Annotated in this window: 13 protein-coding genes; 8 read left to right on the top strand and 5 right to left on the bottom strand. The window is 60.0% G+C overall.

Annotation, left to right across the window (positions count from 1 at the left end; genetic code table 11):
* Window positions 1-88 precede the first annotated feature (88 nt).
* The 3 genes from carA to OSJ75_RS00515 all read left to right on the top strand — a co-directional run bounded on the left by carA (window position 89) and on the right by OSJ75_RS00515 (window position 2,493).
* The gene (gene carA, locus OSJ75_RS00525) at window positions 89-1,318 is read left to right on the top strand and encodes a glutamine-hydrolyzing carbamoyl-phosphate synthase small subunit (RefSeq protein WP_267226120.1); all 1,230 of its coding nucleotides are present in this window, start codon (window positions 89-91) and stop codon (window positions 1,316-1,318) included.
* A 132-nt stretch (window positions 1,319-1,450) separates the two neighbouring features.
* Window positions 1,451-1,924 carry a nuclear transport factor 2 family protein gene (locus OSJ75_RS00520; protein WP_267226117.1) on the top strand — a complete coding sequence of 158 codons (474 nt, stop codon included), beginning with the start codon at window positions 1,451-1,453 and terminating at the stop codon, window positions 1,922-1,924.
* Window positions 1,925-1,926: 2 nt separating this feature from the next.
* Window positions 1,927-2,493 (top strand): TetR/AcrR family transcriptional regulator, encoded by a 567-nt coding sequence (locus OSJ75_RS00515; RefSeq protein WP_267226115.1) that lies wholly within the window; start codon window positions 1,927-1,929, stop codon window positions 2,491-2,493.
* Here OSJ75_RS00515 and OSJ75_RS00510 read toward each other — a convergent pair.
* Window positions 2,481-2,945, bottom strand: coding sequence for an Lrp/AsnC family transcriptional regulator (locus OSJ75_RS00510; RefSeq protein ID WP_250019673.1), 465 nt, complete (start codon window positions 2,943-2,945; stop codon window positions 2,481-2,483). The two genes, OSJ75_RS00515 and OSJ75_RS00510, sit on opposite strands and share 13 nt — an antisense overlap.
* 141 nt (window positions 2,946-3,086) lie before the next feature.
* On the opposite strand from OSJ75_RS00510, the gene OSJ75_RS00505 reads away from it, so the two are divergent.
* Entirely contained in the window at window positions 3,087-3,806 is a 720-nt protein-coding gene (locus OSJ75_RS00505; RefSeq protein ID WP_267226113.1) for an aspartate/glutamate racemase family protein, read from the top strand.
* Between the two features lie 9 nt (window positions 3,807-3,815).
* On the opposite strand, the gene OSJ75_RS00500 is transcribed toward OSJ75_RS00505, so the two are convergent.
* Window positions 3,816-4,739: a neutral zinc metallopeptidase gene (locus OSJ75_RS00500; protein ID WP_267226110.1), complete on the bottom strand. Its 924-nt coding sequence runs from the start codon at window positions 4,737-4,739 to the stop codon at window positions 3,816-3,818.
* 322 nt (window positions 4,740-5,061) lie between these two features.
* On the opposite strand from OSJ75_RS00500, the gene carB reads away from it, so the two are divergent.
* On the top strand, window positions 5,062-8,547 hold the full coding sequence (gene carB / locus OSJ75_RS00495) for a carbamoyl-phosphate synthase large subunit (RefSeq protein WP_267226108.1): 3,486 nt from the start codon (window positions 5,062-5,064) through the stop codon (window positions 8,545-8,547).
* A 21-nt stretch (window positions 8,548-8,568) separates the two neighbouring features.
* Here carB and OSJ75_RS00490 read toward each other — a convergent pair whose 3' ends face one another.
* Complete coding sequence (locus tag OSJ75_RS00490; RefSeq protein WP_250019669.1) at window positions 8,569-10,353, bottom strand: ABC transporter ATP-binding protein/permease; 1,785 nt, start codon at window positions 10,351-10,353, stop codon at window positions 8,569-8,571.
* A 330-nt stretch (window positions 10,354-10,683) separates the two neighbouring features.
* On the opposite strand from OSJ75_RS00490, the gene OSJ75_RS00485 reads away from it, so the two are divergent.
* Window positions 10,684-10,896, top strand: a complete 213-nt coding sequence (locus tag OSJ75_RS00485) for a cold-shock protein (RefSeq protein WP_250019668.1) — start codon at window positions 10,684-10,686, stop codon at window positions 10,894-10,896.
* Window positions 10,897-11,002: 106 nt separating this feature from the next.
* On the opposite strand, the gene OSJ75_RS00480 is transcribed toward OSJ75_RS00485, so the two are convergent.
* Together OSJ75_RS00480 and OSJ75_RS00475 are read right to left on the bottom strand one after the other, a co-directional pair.
* Window positions 11,003-11,473, bottom strand: a complete 471-nt coding sequence (locus tag OSJ75_RS00480) for an Lrp/AsnC family transcriptional regulator (protein WP_267226105.1) — start codon at window positions 11,471-11,473, stop codon at window positions 11,003-11,005.
* Between the two features lie 91 nt (window positions 11,474-11,564).
* Window positions 11,565-12,965, bottom strand: a complete 1,401-nt coding sequence (locus tag OSJ75_RS00475) for a TrkH family potassium uptake protein (RefSeq protein WP_250019666.1) — start codon at window positions 12,963-12,965, stop codon at window positions 11,565-11,567.
* Window positions 12,966-13,241: 276 nt separating this feature from the next.
* Here OSJ75_RS00475 and trxB point away from each other — a divergent pair, with 276 nt between their 5' ends.
* Both trxB and OSJ75_RS00465 read left to right on the top strand, forming a co-directional pair.
* Window positions 13,242-14,216 carry a thioredoxin-disulfide reductase gene (gene trxB, locus OSJ75_RS00470; RefSeq protein ID WP_267226102.1) on the top strand — a complete coding sequence of 325 codons (975 nt, stop codon included), beginning with the start codon at window positions 13,242-13,244 and terminating at the stop codon, window positions 14,214-14,216.
* 59 nt (window positions 14,217-14,275) lie between these two features.
* Window positions 14,276-15,172, top strand: a complete 897-nt coding sequence (locus OSJ75_RS00465) for a LysR family transcriptional regulator (protein ID WP_250019664.1) — start codon at window positions 14,276-14,278, stop codon at window positions 15,170-15,172.
* Window positions 15,173-15,463: the final 291 nt, after the last annotated feature.

The raw sequence follows: 15,463 nt of genomic DNA, 5'->3' as shown, positions 1-15,463 counted from the left end.
ATCGCGATCAGCCACGTCATATGGAGTATTCCGAAGTATTTTTCAATGCCCGGACGATCCATTTTGGCGGGCCCGCCAGGAGTGCCAAATGAACACCTTGCCGAACGACACCAAAACCGCAGGTTGGAGCGAGTTTAAACCTACCGCTTTACTTGTACTGGCGGATGGTACCGTCATCGAGGGCAAGGGATTGGGTGCAACGGGCGCATGCGAAGCGGAAGTTTGCTTCAATACTGCCCTCACCGGCTATGAAGAGATCCTGACAGACCCGTCCTATGCCGGCCAGATCGTCACCTTCACCTTCCCGCATATCGGCAATGTCGGCACCAACAATGAAGACATCGAGGATCTGGCCCCGGCCAAGCGCGCAGGGGCCGTCGGCGCGATCTTCAAGGCCGACATCACCTCCCCGTCCAGCTATCGCGCGGCACAGGGCCTCGACGAATGGTTGAAGTCGCGCGGCGTCATCGCCCTTTGCGGCGTCGATACAAGGGCGCTCACTGCCTTGATCCGCGAGAACGGCAGTCCGAACGCTGTTATCGCCCATGATCCCGAGGGTAAGTTCGACATCCCGGCGCTCCAGAAGCGCGCCGCGGCGTGGCACGGCCTGCTCGACCTCGATCTCGCCAAGGAAGTGACGTCCGGGCAGAGCTTCGTCTGGACCGAGAAACCATGGGTCTGGGACAAGGGCTTCGACGAGCAGTCACAGCCCGAATTCCACGTGGTCGCCATCGATTACGGCATCAAGCGCAATATATTGCGGCTTATCGCCGGGCTTGGAGCCAAGGTGACGATCCTGCCGGCGACAGCAACGGCGGAAGACGTGCTCGCCTATGAGCCGGATGGTATCTTTCTCTCGAACGGGCCTGGCGATCCGGCGGCCACGGGCAAATATGCCGTGCCCGCGATCAAGGAACTCATCAAGACTGACATTCCCGTCTTCGGCATCTGCCTCGGGCACCAGATGCTGGCGCTCGCGGTCGGTGGCCAGACGAAAAAGATGCATCAGGGCCATCACGGCGCCAACCATCCCGTCCGTGACGATACGACCGGCAAGGTCGAGATTGTTTCGATGAACCATGGCTTCGCTGTGGATGCGCAGAGCTTCCCCGACGGCGTCGAGGAAACCCATGTTTCGCTCTTCGACGGCAGCAATTGCGGTCTTCGCATCGCCGGGCGTCCGGTCTTTTCAGTGCAGCATCATCCCGAAGCCTCGCCGGGCCCGCAGGATTCGCACTATCTCTTCCGCCGGTTCTTCAACCTGATCCGTCAGCGCAAGGGACTGGAGACGCTGCCCGAACGCGAACACGCCGCCTGACCAGCCGACGTCGCGGCCTTCACCGGCCCTCGATATGGCGAACTGCTCCTGCGGTCGAGCGTGCTTGACAATGACAGCCAGTACTGTACTAATCGGTACAATCTTGACCGCTCAGTACAGGGAAGCTCGTCTATGACCGAACAACGCCCGCCGCTTCCGCCATTCGATCTGGAGAGCGCAACGAAGAAGGTCCGCGCTGCCGAGGATGGCTGGAACAGCCGCGACCCGGAGCGCGTCTCCCTCGCCTATACCGTCGACAGTTTCTGGCGCAATCGATCGACATTCATTCGTGGCCGCGCAGAGATCGTCAGTTTCCTTAAGGCGAAGTGGATACGGGAGCTCGATTATCGCCTCATCAAGGAATTGTGGAGCTTTTCCGACAACAGGATCGCCGTGCGTTTCGCCTATGAATATCACGATGATTCCGGCAACTGGTTTCGTGCCTATGGCAATGAAAACTGGGAGTTCGACGAGAACGGGCTCATGCGTCGGCGCTTTGCCTCGATAAATGATCTGCCCATCGCGGAAACGGACAGGAAGTTCTTCTGGGATCGATCGGGACCACGCCCGTCCGACCATCCCGGCCTGTCCGGGCTGGAGCTTTGAGTTTGGCGAAAACCATCACCGAAAGAGCCGATATCCTGCCTCGACTCGCCGAGATTTTCCGCGAATGTGGCTATGAAGGCGCCAGTCTTGCGATTATCGGCGCCCGAACGGGTCTTGGAAAGGGCAGCCTTTACCACTTCTTCCCGGGCGGGAAGGAAGAGATGGCCGCCGCTGTCATCGACGAGATCGGCCAATGGTTCGAGCATCGCATCTATGAGCCGCTGCGCAGTTCGGCCGACCCGCAGGCGGCGCTGATGACCATGTGCGACGATGTGAGCGCCTATTTCCATTCCGGGCGCCGCATCTGCCTGATCGGCGCCTTTGCGCTGGACAATGTGCGCGACCGCTTCGCGGCCCGCGTCAACGACTATTTCGCAGCATGGAGGTCGGCATTGGCCGATGCCCTGCAGCGGCGCGGCGACACGGCATCCCGCGCCGAGACCCTGTCCGAAGACACATTGATCGCCATCCAGGGAGCGCTTGTACTGGCGCGGGCGCTCGATCAGCCGGAGTTGTTCCAGCGCAGCATGGACAGGATCAGATCCGACCTTTCGGCTCAGGCAACGTAATTGGTCGGAAGCGCAGTGGTGGATTTGAGTGTCTCCATGGAGACGGAGGCAGAAATATCGAAGAACTCGACCTTTTCGACGAGGGCCTTGTAGATCGCATCATAGGCTTCGACGCGCGGAAGAACGATCTTCAATATGTAGTCGATGGTGCCGGTCATCCGGTGCACCTCGACGATCTCGGGGATTTCGAGAACCGCAGCCCTGAATTGTTCCAGCCACTCAGCCGAGTGGCGTGCGGTCCGCACGATCACGAACATCGTCGTCGGCAATCCCGCTGCTGCCCGGTCGAGCAGCGCCACGCGCCGGCTGATATAGCCCTCATCCTCGAGCCGCTGGACCCGGCGGGAACAGGCCGACACCGAAAGGCTGACCCTCTCGGCAAGGTCCGTAACCGGCATGGCAGCATTCTGCTGCAGCAGATGCAGAATCTTGCGATCCCGATCATCGATCATTACCCCTGCCTCCGCCGTTATTTTGCGCGCTCAAGAAGTGATACGCTCATTTGTTGCACAATAATACTGCAATGCCACGCAAATCGCCGAGTTTTCCGTCGGATACACCGGTATCATGTCGTCAACGAAGAGGAGATGGCAATGCGGACGATCGGCCTGATTGGCGGAATGAGCTGGGAAAGCACGGCAGTATATTACAGCCATATCAATGAAGAAGTGCGCAACCGCCTCGGCGGGCTGGTCTCGGCCAGGATCGCCATGCAGTCGCTCGATTTCTCCGAGGTCGTCGCCCTGCAGAAGGCCGACCGCTGGCATGATGCCGGCATGCTCCTCGCCGACGCGGCAAGGCGGCTGGAGCTGGGCGGCGCCGACTGCGTCCTGATCTGCACCAATACCATGCACCTGGTGGCAGAACCCGTTTCCGCGGCCGTAAACATTCCGCTCATAGACATCCGCGCCGAAACCGGACGTGCCCTGGCGGATGCCGGAATGAAGCGTCCGCTTCTGCTCGCCACGCGCTACACGATGGAGCACGGCTTCTATGCGGACTACCTGAAAACGCATTTCGGGCTGGATCTGCTCGTTCCGAACGAGATCGATCGCGCGAAGGTGCATTCAGTGATCTTCGACGAACTCTGCTGCGGCGTTGTGAAGCCGGAATCGCGGCAGGCGCTGGAAAAGATCGTCGAGCGTGGCAAGGACGCCGGGGCAGATTGCGTGATCCTCGGCTGCACCGAAATCTGCCTGTCGCTCACGGAAGACAATCTTGCCCTCCCGCTGTTCGATTCGACCGCCATCCATGCGCGGGCGGCGGTCGATCATGCGCTGGAAAGATCAGCCGCAGCGGCGAGCCACCGCTGATCCTCTCTGCTAGATATTGGCGTTGAACGTATCGCAGCTCTCCAGCTTGCCGCTCTCGAAACCGCGCTTGAACCACGCGCTGCGTTGATCTGACGTGCCGTGGTTGAAGCTCTCCGGCACGACATAGCCTTGCGTGCGGCGCTGCAGCGTGTCGTCGCCGATCTGCTGCGCGGCATTCAGGGCCTCGTCGAGATCGCCAACATCGAGAATGCCCTTCTGCTGGGTGAAATGCCCCCAGATGCCCGCAAAGCAATCGGCCTGAAGCTCGACCCGCACAGACATGGCATTGGCCTCCGCCTGTCCCATGCTCTGGCGCATCTGATTGAACTTCGGCAGAACGCCGATCAGGTTCTGCACATGATGGCCGACCTCATGCGCAAGAACATAGGCCTGGGCAAAATCGCCGGAAGCCCCGAATTTACGGTCCAGTTCATCGTAGAAGCGCAGGTCGATATAGAGCTTCTTGTCGCCCGGGCAGTAGAACGGGCCCGACGCCGAACTTGCGAAGCCGCATGCGGACTGCACCTGGCCATCGAACAGCACCAGCGTCGGCGCGGGATAGTTCTGTCCCGACGCCTGGAAAATGCCGCTCCAGGTATCTTCGGTTTCGGCGAGCACGGTGCGCACGAACTGGGTCATCTCGTCATTGTTCTTGACCGACGTATCGGTCTGGCTCTGGCCGCCGGGCAGAAGCTGGCCGCCGCCGCCGTCGACGAGAATCTGCATCGGGTCGATATTGGTGCAGAATTTCAGGAACAGGAAGATCGCCGCCAGGATGATGATGCCCGAAAGGCCACCGCCCCGCGCCGTCCTTATTCCCGACCCGCCAGGTATCCGGAACCCCCCGCCGCGTCCTATTCCGCCAGGAAAACCTCCCCCTTCACCGCGCCGATCTTCAACATTGTCACTCTGTCTGCGACCTTGCCAACGCATCCACTCCATCTCCCTTTGGGCCGTCCAATGAATGGCCGGCAAGCGAACTAAAACACTCTTCAACATCATTTGTTTCATGAGCGCTCGCGTTTTTCAACGTGGAGCTGTGTTTAGTTACACGCGTCGGCATAAACGTTGCCGCAAAAGGCTGAAATTTATTGCCGGAAGCCCGCGAAAAAGCAGGGATTGGCGTTTTTTGGGGTTACACAAACCGAATCCTTTGCCTATAAGGCAGCCTTAGCCTCGCATTATGAATTGTGTGCCTGCCCGTACGGTCAATCCGTGCGGTTTTTTGTGCAGCCGCCATGGATAGGAAAAGAACATGCCGAAACGCACCGACATCAAATCCATACTGATCATCGGCGCGGGACCGATCATTATCGGCCAGGCATGCGAATTCGACTATTCGGGCACACAGGCCTGCAAGGCGCTGAAGGAAGAAGGCTACCGGGTCATCCTGGTGAACTCCAATCCGGCGACGATCATGACGGATCCGGAACTGGCGGACGCCACCTATATCGAGCCAATCACGCCGGAAGTCGTCGCCAAGATCATCGCCAAGGAAAGGCCGGACGCCCTGCTGCCGACCATGGGTGGCCAGACCGCGCTCAATACGGCGCTTTCGCTGCGGCGGATGGGCGTGCTCGATCGCTACAATGTGGAGATGATCGGCGCCAATGCGGAAGCGATCGACAAGGCCGAGGACCGGGCGCTGTTCCGCCAGGCCATGGACAAGATCGGCCTCGAGACCCCGCGTTCCATGCTGGCCAATGCCACCGAAGTGAAGGACCTCGACAGGAAGCTGCACCAGGAACAGCGCGAGGCCGTCAAGGCGAAATATACCGGCGCCGAACTCGATGCGGCGCTCGACAAACTCGAGACCGAGTGGCAGCTCGGCGAAGGCGACCGCAAGCAGCGCTATGTTGCGCATGCGCTCGGCATGGCCGGCGCCGCGCTCGATCATGTCGGCCTGCCGGCCATCATCAGGCCGTCCTTCACCATGGGCGGCACCGGTGGCGGCATCGCCTATAACCGCGCGGAATTCTACGAGATCATCGGCAGCGGCCTCGATGCCTCGCCGACGACCGAAGTCCTGATCGAAGAATCCGTCCTCGGCTGGAAGGAATACGAGATGGAGGTCGTCCGCGACAAGGCGGACAATTGCATCATCATCTGCTCGATCGAGAATATCGACCCGATGGGCGTTCATACCGGAGATTCCATCACGGTCGCCCCTGCCCTCACGCTCACCGACAAGGAGTACCAGATCATGCGCAACGCATCGATCGCGGTGCTGCGCGAGATCGGTGTGGAGACCGGCGGATCGAACGTGCAGTTTGCGGTCAATCCCGACAATGGCCGTCTCATCGTCATCGAAATGAACCCGCGCGTCTCCCGCTCCTCGGCGCTGGCATCGAAGGCGACCGGCTTCCCGATTGCGAAGATCGCCGCCAAGCTGGCTGTCGGCTATACCCTGGACGAGCTGGAGAACGATATCACCGGCGGCGCGACACCGGCCTCCTTCGAACCTTCGATCGATTATGTGGTCACGAAAATACCGCGCTTCGCCTTCGAAAAATTCCCCGGCGCCGAGCCGACGCTCACCACGGCGATGAAATCCGTCGGCGAGGTCATGGCGATCGGACGCACCTTCAAGGAATCGCTGCAAAAGGCGCTGCGCGGTCTTGAGACAGGCCTCACCGGCCTTGATGAAATCGCCATTCCCGGTCTTGGCGAAGGAAATGACAACAATGCCATAAGAGCCGCCATCGGTACGCCGACACCGGACCGGCTGCGCATGGTGGCCCAGGCGCTGCGCATGGGGCTTTCGGTCGAGGAGGTCCACGAAGGCTGCAAGATCGATCCATGGTTCCTCGAACAGATGGCCGAGATCATCGCCACGGAAGAGCGTGTACGCGAACATGGCCTGCCGCAGGATGCACAGAACCTGCGCATGCTGAAGGGCATGGGCTTCTCCGATGCCCGCCTCGCCAGCCTCGCAAAAATCGAGGTGAGCGACGTGACGAAGCTGCGCAACAGGCTGGAGGTACACCCGGTCTACAAGCGCATCGATACATGCGCGGCCGAGTTCGCATCGCCCACGGCCTATATGTACTCTACGTATGAAGTGCCATTCGCCGGAAAGACGGCTTCCGAGGCGCAGGTATCCGACCGGAAGAAGGTCGTCATCCTCGGCGGCGGTCCAAACCGTATCGGCCAGGGCATCGAATTCGACTATTGCTGCTGCCATGCCGCCTTTGCGCTTCGCGATGCCGGCTATGAGGCCATCATGGTCAACTGCAATCCGGAAACGGTCTCCACCGACTACGACACGTCCGACCGGCTCTATTTCGAGCCGCTGACGGCCGAGGACGTGCTGGAAATCCTGCGCGCCGAGCAGCAGGCAGGGACGCTGCACGGCGTCATCGTGCAGTTTGGCGGACAGACGCCGCTGAAACTCGCCGATGCGCTCGAAAAAGCAGGGATTCCGATCCTCGGCACTTCGCCCGATGCGATCGACCTTGCGGAAGATCGCGACAGGTTCCAGAAGCTGCTGGTGAAGCTCGACCTGACGCAGCCGAAGAACGGCATCGCCTATTCGGTCGAGCAGGCGCGCACGATCGCCAGCGAACTCGGCTTCCCGCTCGTGGTGCGGCCTTCCTACGTGCTTGGCGGCCGTGCCATGCAGATCATTCACGACGAGCGCGCATTGCAGACCTATCTGCTCGACACCGTGCCGGAACTCGTTCCCGAGGATATCAAGCAGAAATATCCGAACGACAAGACCGGCCAGATCAACACGCTGCTGGGAAAGAACCCGCTTCTCTTCGACCGCTACCTTACGCTGGCGACGGAAGTCGACGTCGATTGCCTCTGCGACGGCAAGGACACCTGGATATCGGGCATCATGGAGCATATCGAAGAGGCCGGCATCCACTCCGGCGACAGCGCCTGCTCGCTTCCCGTTCATTCGCTTTCTGCTGCTACCGTCGCCGAACTGGAACAGCAGACCGCGGCGCTGGCGAAGTCCCTCAATGTCGTCGGCCTCATGAACGTGCAATATGCGATCAAGGACGACACGATCTATGTGCTCGAAGTGAACCCGCGCGCATCGCGGACCGTTCCCTTCGTCGCCAAGACCGTCGGCAAGCCGATCGCCAAGGTGGCGGCTCGCATCATGGCCGGCGAAACGCTGGAGGGTGCGCTGGCCAATTATGGCGGCAAGCCTGCCGCGGGGGCGATCAAGCACATTGCCGTCAAGGAAGCGGTCTTCCCCTTCGCACGCTTCCCCGGCGTCGACACATTGCTTGGACCGGAAATGCGCTCGACCGGCGAAGTCATGGGCCTGGATTACGACTATGCCCTCGCTTTCGCGAAATCCCAGCTTGGCGCTGGCGTCGATCTGCCTCGCGATGGCACGCTCTTCGTCTCGGTACGCGACGAGGACAAGCAGCGGATACTCGCGCCGGTCAAGCGCCTGGCGGAACTGGGTTTCAAGATTCTCGCTACGGGCGGAACCGCGAGGTTCCTCGGCGAGAATGGCGTCGAGGCACAGAAAATCAACAAGGTGCAGGAAGGGCGTCCGCATGTAGAGGACGCGATCCGCAACCGGCAGGTGCAGCTCGTCTTCAACACGACGGACAGCGCGAAGGCAATCTCCGACTCCAAATCATTGCGCCGCGCGACCCTGATGCAGAAAGTGCCGTATTACACGACGCTTTCGGGCGCGGACGCGGTGGCGGAGGCGATCGCAGCGCTGAAGGCGGGTTCACTCGAAGTCAGGCCCCTGCAGGACTACTTCGCCTAGTCCGGAGCAATCCGGGCCGGGCTAAACGCCGGTCACGCCCGTACCCTCCAGGCCATGGCCGGAGGGATCGCTGACGAAGTGCAGCACCTTGGAGAAGACATGGTCATCCTTGTCTTCCCTGCCGATATGAACCACTGTCGATGCCCCGAGATCGTCGCGCAAGACGGCCAGCGCCAGCTCGCGTGCATCGGGTTCCATGCCATCCAGTGCTTCGTCGATCACCACCCAATCCGGCTTGTGCAGACGCAGCCGGGCGAATGCCAGCGATTGCTGTTCATCGTCGCTCAGCTCCCTTTCCCAGCGCGCATTGAAATCCAGCATGGTTTCGAGGCGTTTCAGGCCGAGATTGTGCAGGGCATCGACGAGTTGGCTATCGCTGAACCCATCCTTGCCCAGCGGATATGACATGGCCTCGCGCAGGCTTCCCGGCGGAAAATAGGGCAACCGCGGCATGTAGATGATTTCCTTGCCGCCCGGCAGCGTCACGGTTCCGGCGCCCCACGGCCAGAGACCGGCAATCGCACGGAACAGCAATGTGCGATCGATACCGGTCTCGCTCGTGATGAGGACACGCTCGCCCTCCTTCACCACCGCCGCCTTCTCCTTGAGGCGCACGGTCATGCGCGGCGCCGATATCTTTAGCGCATCCAGCCGCAATTCATTCGCCTCGCCTTCGGCAAAGCCGATGCGCTGTTCGACGCCGTTCATGATGTCGGTCGCCTGCACGGCTTGCCGGAACGACGTCACGCGCAGGAGGGTCGCGCGCCAATCGGCGATGGCGCCGAAATTATCGACGAACCATTTCAGCGCGGCGTGGACCTGGTTGAAGGCGCCGATGGCCATCATCAGGCCGCCGAACGAAAGATTCCCGGCAAAATAGACCGGGGCAGCGACGAGGATCGGCGCGACGATGGTGAACCAGCCATAGCCGGACGTCACCCAGGTGAGCTGCGTCAGCGCCGTGACGAGCAGCCGGATGGCCGCCAGCAGGCTGTCTACATCGAAGCCGAGGCGCCGCTTCTCGTCGGCCTCGCCACGATAGAGCGAAATGGCATCGATATGCTCGTTCACCCGCATCAGGGAGAAGCGCAGTTCCGATTCCTTCTGGTAGCGATCGGCATTGTATTTGATGAGCTTGCGGCCGACGAGCCAGCTGAGCCAGGAGGCAGACGCCGCGTAAAGTATGGCCGCCCATACCATGTAGCCCGGGATGGAAAAACTGTAGCCATAGAGGTTGAAGACGAAGCCGCTCGACAGCGACCAGAGAACCCCGACGAAACTGACCATCAATATCGAGGCTTGCAGCAGGCCGAAGCCAAGATCGGTCGACATTTCCGCCAGATGCCGTGCATCTTCATGCAGGCGCTGATCCGGATTGACGCCTATAGGGCCGGAATTGGAGAGCTTGAAAGCCCGCCGCGGCACCAGCCATTCGCCGATGAGATCGCGGGTCAGCCCCTCGCGCAGCTTCAACCGGGTCATCTGGTTGAGCCAGGTCTGCGCAACGCTGAGGACCAGCAATACCGAGGCGATGCCTATGAACACCATGAGCTGCTCGGTGAATGCCGGCAGGTCGCGGCGCGAAAGTGCATCGTAGAACGGGACGTTCCAGCGGTTGAGCAATACCTGCCCGGCGGAGGTGACGATGATGATGGCGAATACGCCGAGGACCAGGAGGATCAGCCGGTTGCGGACAGGGGAATTCCAGTAGATGTCGACGATGACGCGAAGCTGGGAGAGCAATCCGGACTGGACTTCACCGGCAACGGCGGTCGGCGGCGTCCGATCGGCTTTCCTCTTCGCCATAGTCTCTCCCGTCCACGACCCTGATTCGGCCCGGCTATTCTAGCAGTTTGCGCCGCAAAGCGGACTGAAGGCCGTGCGGTTTCTTCCTGCAATGTAGGTCCATTCCCGTCGCTTGCAACGGTGCGGCCGGAACGTCGGTCGGCGCCGATTCCAAACCCGCTTGTCTTGCCCGGAATTCTGTCCTATGTATTTCACATCGATTTTATCGGTCGAGTGACTTTGCGACCGCGTAACCTGTTGCGCTTCCTGATGAACTCCATTGCATAGGTTCGATTCCCTGGGCAGCATTTGTTTATGCTGTCTCTCTTATATACCTGAAAGGAACTTCCCATGGCTTCGGGAACAGTGAAATGGTTCAACGGCACTAAGGGCTACGGATTCATCCAGCCTGACACCGGTGGTGCGGATGTTTTCGTTCATATCTCTGCCGTTGAGCGTGCAGGTCTGCGCGGTCTCAATGATGGTCAGAAGATCAACTACGAAATCGTTCAGGACCGCCGTTCGGGCAAGTCGTCCGCTGACAATCTCAGCGTCGAGGGCTGATTATCCGGCCCCCGTGGCCTGGTTTTCCTCAATGCAAAAAGGCGGGTTCTTCCCGCCTTTTTCTTTGCCCGCTACCCGGGCACGACAATTATCGGGCAAGACAACGCTAAAGGACGATCAGCGGCTCGTTCTTGACCGAGCGGATCGTCAGGGACGTGCGCACCGAATCGACATTCGGCGTCGAGGTCAGCTCTTCGATGACGAAATTCTGGAACGTGTTCAGGTCCGGCGCCACGCAATGCAGCAGGAAATCCGATTCCCCCGAGACCATCCACGCCCGCCGCACCAGCGTCCAGCTATTGGTCTTTTCGGCAAAGCTCTTCAGGTCGGCATCGGACTGGCGATGCAGGCGGATCATGCAGAAGGCAACGATGTCCTGACCCAGAATCCCGCCATTCAGAATGGCGCGGTATCCCTGGATTATCCCGCTTTCCTCCAGCTTCCTGACACGCCGCAGGCATGGCGGGGCAGAGATTCCAACCCGCTCAGCCAATTCCACATTGGTGATGCGGCCATTTTCCTGCAGTTGTTTCAGAATTTTCCAGTCGATCGCGTCGAGATCCGCCGTCAAAGGCATGGTGTAATCTTATCCTGTCCCAGATGTGGCTAACATATGCGATTCCTGCCGCTGTGTACTGCATCCCGGACCAGTTGCAAACAGCTTCCCATCAGCGGCTCCAGAAGCGGCGCGTGAAAAGGATCACGACCGTTATGATTTCGAGCCGCCCCGCCAGCATCAGATAGCTCAAGACCAGCAGCGATGGTTCGTTCAATGTCGAGAAATTGCCGACCGGCCCGATCGTATCGCCAAAGCCGGGACCGACATTGGAAAGGGCCGTCAGCGCCCCGGTTATCGCCGTGCCGAGATCATTGCCCAGCATCGCAAGGGCGCTTGCGCCAAGGATCAGGGATGCCGTGTAGAGGAACATGAACAGCAGCGCCGACTGCGCCACTTCCTCGGTGATCTCGGAGCGTCCATAGCGCATCTTGATGATGGCATTGGGCATTATGAGTTTCGTCAGGGTCGCCGAAGCGAGCTGCCACAGGATGATCACCCGGTTGAGCTTGATGCCGCCGGAGGTCGAACCGGCACAGCTTCCGAGGAATGTCACCAGGAAGAACACGCCCAGGGCCTCCGCCCCCCAGAGCTGGTAGTCCTCCGTGGCGAAACCCGTCGTGGATATGACGGAGACAAGGTTGAACGAGGCCGCGATCAATGCGTCGCCGAATGCAATGCCGGTCTCGATCTTCAGCATGATGGCCAGAAACACGCTCAGGCTGATGACGATGATGAAGAACAGCGAAACCTGCGGATCGGCAAAGGATACGAAGCGCTGCGGCATCAGCGCCTTGATATAGAGCACGAAGGGAAGCGCTCCGAGCGTCATGAACACCGTGGCGATAATCAGAATGGGCCTGTTATGCGCATAAAAGCCGAGCGAACTGTCGTGGGTGGAGAAACCCGAGGTGGAAACGGTCGTCAGGGCGTGGTTGACCGCATCGAACATCCCCATGCCGGCGGCGAAATACGACGCCATGCAAAGCACCGTCAGGATGAAATAGGCCAGGGTTATGCCCGTCGCGATCTGATGCACGCGCGGCAGTATCTTCTCCGATTTGTCGGAGGATTCCATGTGGAGCAGCTGGATGCCGCCGACACGCAGCGACGGCAGGAGCAGCAGCCCGAGGCCGATGAAGCCGAGACCCCCGAACCAGCAGAGCAGCGAGCGCCACATCAATATGCCGCGCGGCATTCGGTCGAGCCCGGTAAGCACGGTCGCGCCGGTCGAAGTGAGGCCGGACAGGGATTCGAAGAGGGCCCTTATGAAACTAATCGGCAATGTCGAGAAATAGAGCGGGAGCGAACCCAGCAAGGCCGCCGTCAGCCATACGGCAACGATGAGCAGAAATCCGAGGCGCGGCGTGAAGCGTATCTCGACATTCTGCGTCGCCAGCAGCACCAGCCCGCAGAGGATGCCGGTGAACAGGGCCGACTGAACGAAAACCAGCCAGTCGCTATTGCCGATGTGCAGATCCACCAGCGCCGGCACGAGCATCATCCCGCCCATGACGAGACCAAAACGCGCGCATATGTTGGCAATGGTTCGAAGGATGGGATCAGCCTCGTGGTCGCGTTTTGGACAGCTTATATTTCATAGACTTACCTCCACGGCCAAAGCCAGCGACGATATTCCGTGCCCTGGCGCATACAAGCTGTGGCTAACCCGTCTATATTATAAGCAGACCTTGCAAGGAAGGGTCATCAAACACTACTTTATGGCTCAAGAAGGTGACAGGCCGCCAAAAGCCTTCACGCGTCCGATTATCTACGTCAAGGTTTGATCATGACACAGCGCCACGTGCCCGTCCTCATTATCGGTTCCGGTCCGGCCGGTTACACGGCAGCCATCTATGCGGCACGCGCCAACCTGAAACCCGTGATCGTCGCAGGATTGCAGCAGGGCGGCCAGTTGATGATCACCACCGACGTCGAAAACTATCCCGGCTATGCCGATCCGGTCCAGGGCCCCTGGATGATGGAGCAGATGCGGCTGCAGGCGGAACATGTCGGCACCGAGATCATCAACGACATCATCACGGAAGTCGACCTCTCCGTCCGCCCCTTCCGCCTCATCGGCGATGGCGGCACGCAATATAGCTGCGACGCCCTGATCATTGCCACGGGCGCACAGGCCAAATGGCTGGGCCTGCCCAGCGAGCAGACCTATATGGGCTTCGGCGTCTCGGCCTGCGCCACATGCGACGGCTTTTTCTACCGCAACAAGGATGTGGTCGTGGTCGGCGGCGGCAACACCGCGGTGGAAGAGGCGCTCTATCTTGCCAATATCGCCAAATCGGTCACCATCGTGCATCGCCGCAATGGCTTCCGTGCCGAAAAGATTCTGCAGGACCGCCTGCTCAGCAAAGAAAATGTCAAAGTCATATGGGACAATGTGATCGATGAGATCACCGGCAGCGAAGCGAAGGCTCCGATGCCTGCCTCCGTTACCGGGGTTCGTCTGAAGAATGTGAAGACCGGCGAGACCACCGACGTTGCCACCGATGGCGTATTCGTCGCCATTGGCCATGCGCCGGCGGTCGAACTGTTCAAGGGGAAACTGAAACATAAGCCGAATGGCTATCTATGGACTGCCGCCGATTCGACTGCGACGGATGTTCCGGGCGTGTTCGCGGCTGGCGATGTGACCGATGACATATACCGGCAGGCCGTTACCGCGGCCGGCATGGGCTGCATGGCCGCGCTCGAAGCCGAGCGGTGGCTGGCGGCGCAGGAACCGGTACGTCAGGCTGCCGAATAGAGGCCATATGAAGGAGCCGGCCCCGCATACGGGGTCCGGAAAGGGGGAGAAACGGCGCGATGTCGCTTGATTGGGACAAGTTGCGAATATTTCATGCTGCGGCGGAAGCTGGGTCGTTCACCCATGCTGCCGAGACGCTGCATCTGTCGCAATCTGCCATTTCCCGCCAGGTAAGCGCACTGGAACAGGATGTCGGCGTGCCGCTGTTCCACCGGCATGCCCGCGGCCTCATACTGACCGAACAGGGCGAGGTTCTCTACCGCACCGCCCACGAAGTGCTGATGAAGCTGGAGAACGTCCGCTCCCGCCTCACCGAAAGCAAGGACCGGCCTTCAGGCAAGCTGCGTGTCACGACGACGGTCGGGCTTGGTTCCGGCTGGCTGGTGGAGCGCGTGCAGGAATTCATCGAACTCTTTCCGGAAGTGCAGCTGCAGCTCCTGTTCGACAATGAGGAACTGGACCTGACGATGCGCCACGCGGATTGCGCCATTCGCCTGCGCCAGCCGCAGCAGCCGGACCTCATCCAGCGGCGGCTGTTCACCGTGCACATGCACGTCTATGCCGCGCCAAGCTATATTGCGAAATATGGCAAGATCGAAAGCATCGACGAGATCGACAGCCACAGGATCGTCAGTTTCGGCGAACCCGCCCCCTCCTATCTGACAAATCTGAACTGGCTGGAAATCATCGGCAGGTCCGACGGCAACCAGCGCCCGGCCGTCCTGCAGATCAACAATCTCCTGTCGATCAAGCGGGCGATACAGAAGGGCGTGGGCATCGGCGTGCTGCCGGACTACATGGTGGAAAAGGATTCCACCCTGGTCCGCCTGCTTCCTGAAATGGAACTGCCGTCCTTCGATACGTTCTTCTGCTATCCAGAGGGTATCAAGAACGCCGCCAAATTGCACGTCTTCCGGGATTTCCTGTTCAACAAGGCCCGCACCTGGTCATATTAATTTCGCCGATCCGCCGGTTTATGCCGCCGCGAAGCAGTTTATTCGACCGAATGCAGAAAAATTTTGCTTCCGCCCGTGCCGCCGGCGCTGGCATGATTTTGCGCATATCAGGTGGTATCCGAAACGCCTGTGCCGGAATAGCCGGTCGGACAGGAGCTATGCACCAGCCGCATAGGTGCAATGCAAAAACGCGGGGTTGAAAGCCCAGGTCAAAGGCCTCATATCCAACTCACTTGCTGGCGCGTCTCCTCCTCCCATTTTGCGCGCCGCAAGTGTTCCCCTCTGGAGGTT

Source organism: Phyllobacterium sp. 0TCS1.6A (genome assembly GCF_026420825.1).
Lineage (GTDB): Bacteria > Pseudomonadota > Alphaproteobacteria > Rhizobiales > Rhizobiaceae > Phyllobacterium.
Note: the sequence above shows the minus strand (reverse complement) of the source record. Positions and strands in the feature narration are given on the sequence as shown.

Bases quoted from the DNA above. Each gene is read 5' to 3' on its own strand.
- OSJ75_RS00505 (WP_267226113.1), top strand. From the start codon at position 3,087: ATGCGGACGATCGGCCTGATTGGCGGAATGAGCTGGGAAAGCACGGCA.
- OSJ75_RS00480 (WP_267226105.1), bottom strand. From the start codon at position 11,473: ATGCCTTTGACGGCGGATCTCGACGCGATCGACTGGAAAATTCTGAAA.
- OSJ75_RS00485 (WP_250019668.1), top strand. From the start codon at position 10,684: ATGGCTTCGGGAACAGTGAAATGGTTCAACGGCACTAAGGGCTACGGA.
- OSJ75_RS00500 (WP_267226110.1), bottom strand. From the start codon at position 4,739: ATGCGTTGGCAAGGTCGCAGACAGAGTGACAATGTTGAAGATCGGCGC.
- carA (WP_267226120.1), top strand. From the start codon at position 89: ATGAACACCTTGCCGAACGACACCAAAACCGCAGGTTGGAGCGAGTTT.
- OSJ75_RS00465 (WP_250019664.1), top strand. From the start codon at position 14,276: ATGTCGCTTGATTGGGACAAGTTGCGAATATTTCATGCTGCGGCGGAA.
- OSJ75_RS00490 (WP_250019669.1), bottom strand. From the start codon at position 10,353: ATGGCGAAGAGGAAAGCCGATCGGACGCCGCCGACCGCCGTTGCCGGT.
- OSJ75_RS00475 (WP_250019666.1), bottom strand. From the start codon at position 12,965: ATGGGCGGGATGATGCTCGTGCCGGCGCTGGTGGATCTGCACATCGGC.
- OSJ75_RS00520 (WP_267226117.1), top strand. From the start codon at position 1,451: ATGACCGAACAACGCCCGCCGCTTCCGCCATTCGATCTGGAGAGCGCA.
- carB (WP_267226108.1), top strand. From the start codon at position 5,062: ATGCCGAAACGCACCGACATCAAATCCATACTGATCATCGGCGCGGGA.
- trxB (WP_267226102.1), top strand. From the start codon at position 13,242: ATGACACAGCGCCACGTGCCCGTCCTCATTATCGGTTCCGGTCCGGCC.
- OSJ75_RS00510 (WP_250019673.1), bottom strand. From the start codon at position 2,945: ATGATCGATGATCGGGATCGCAAGATTCTGCATCTGCTGCAGCAGAAT.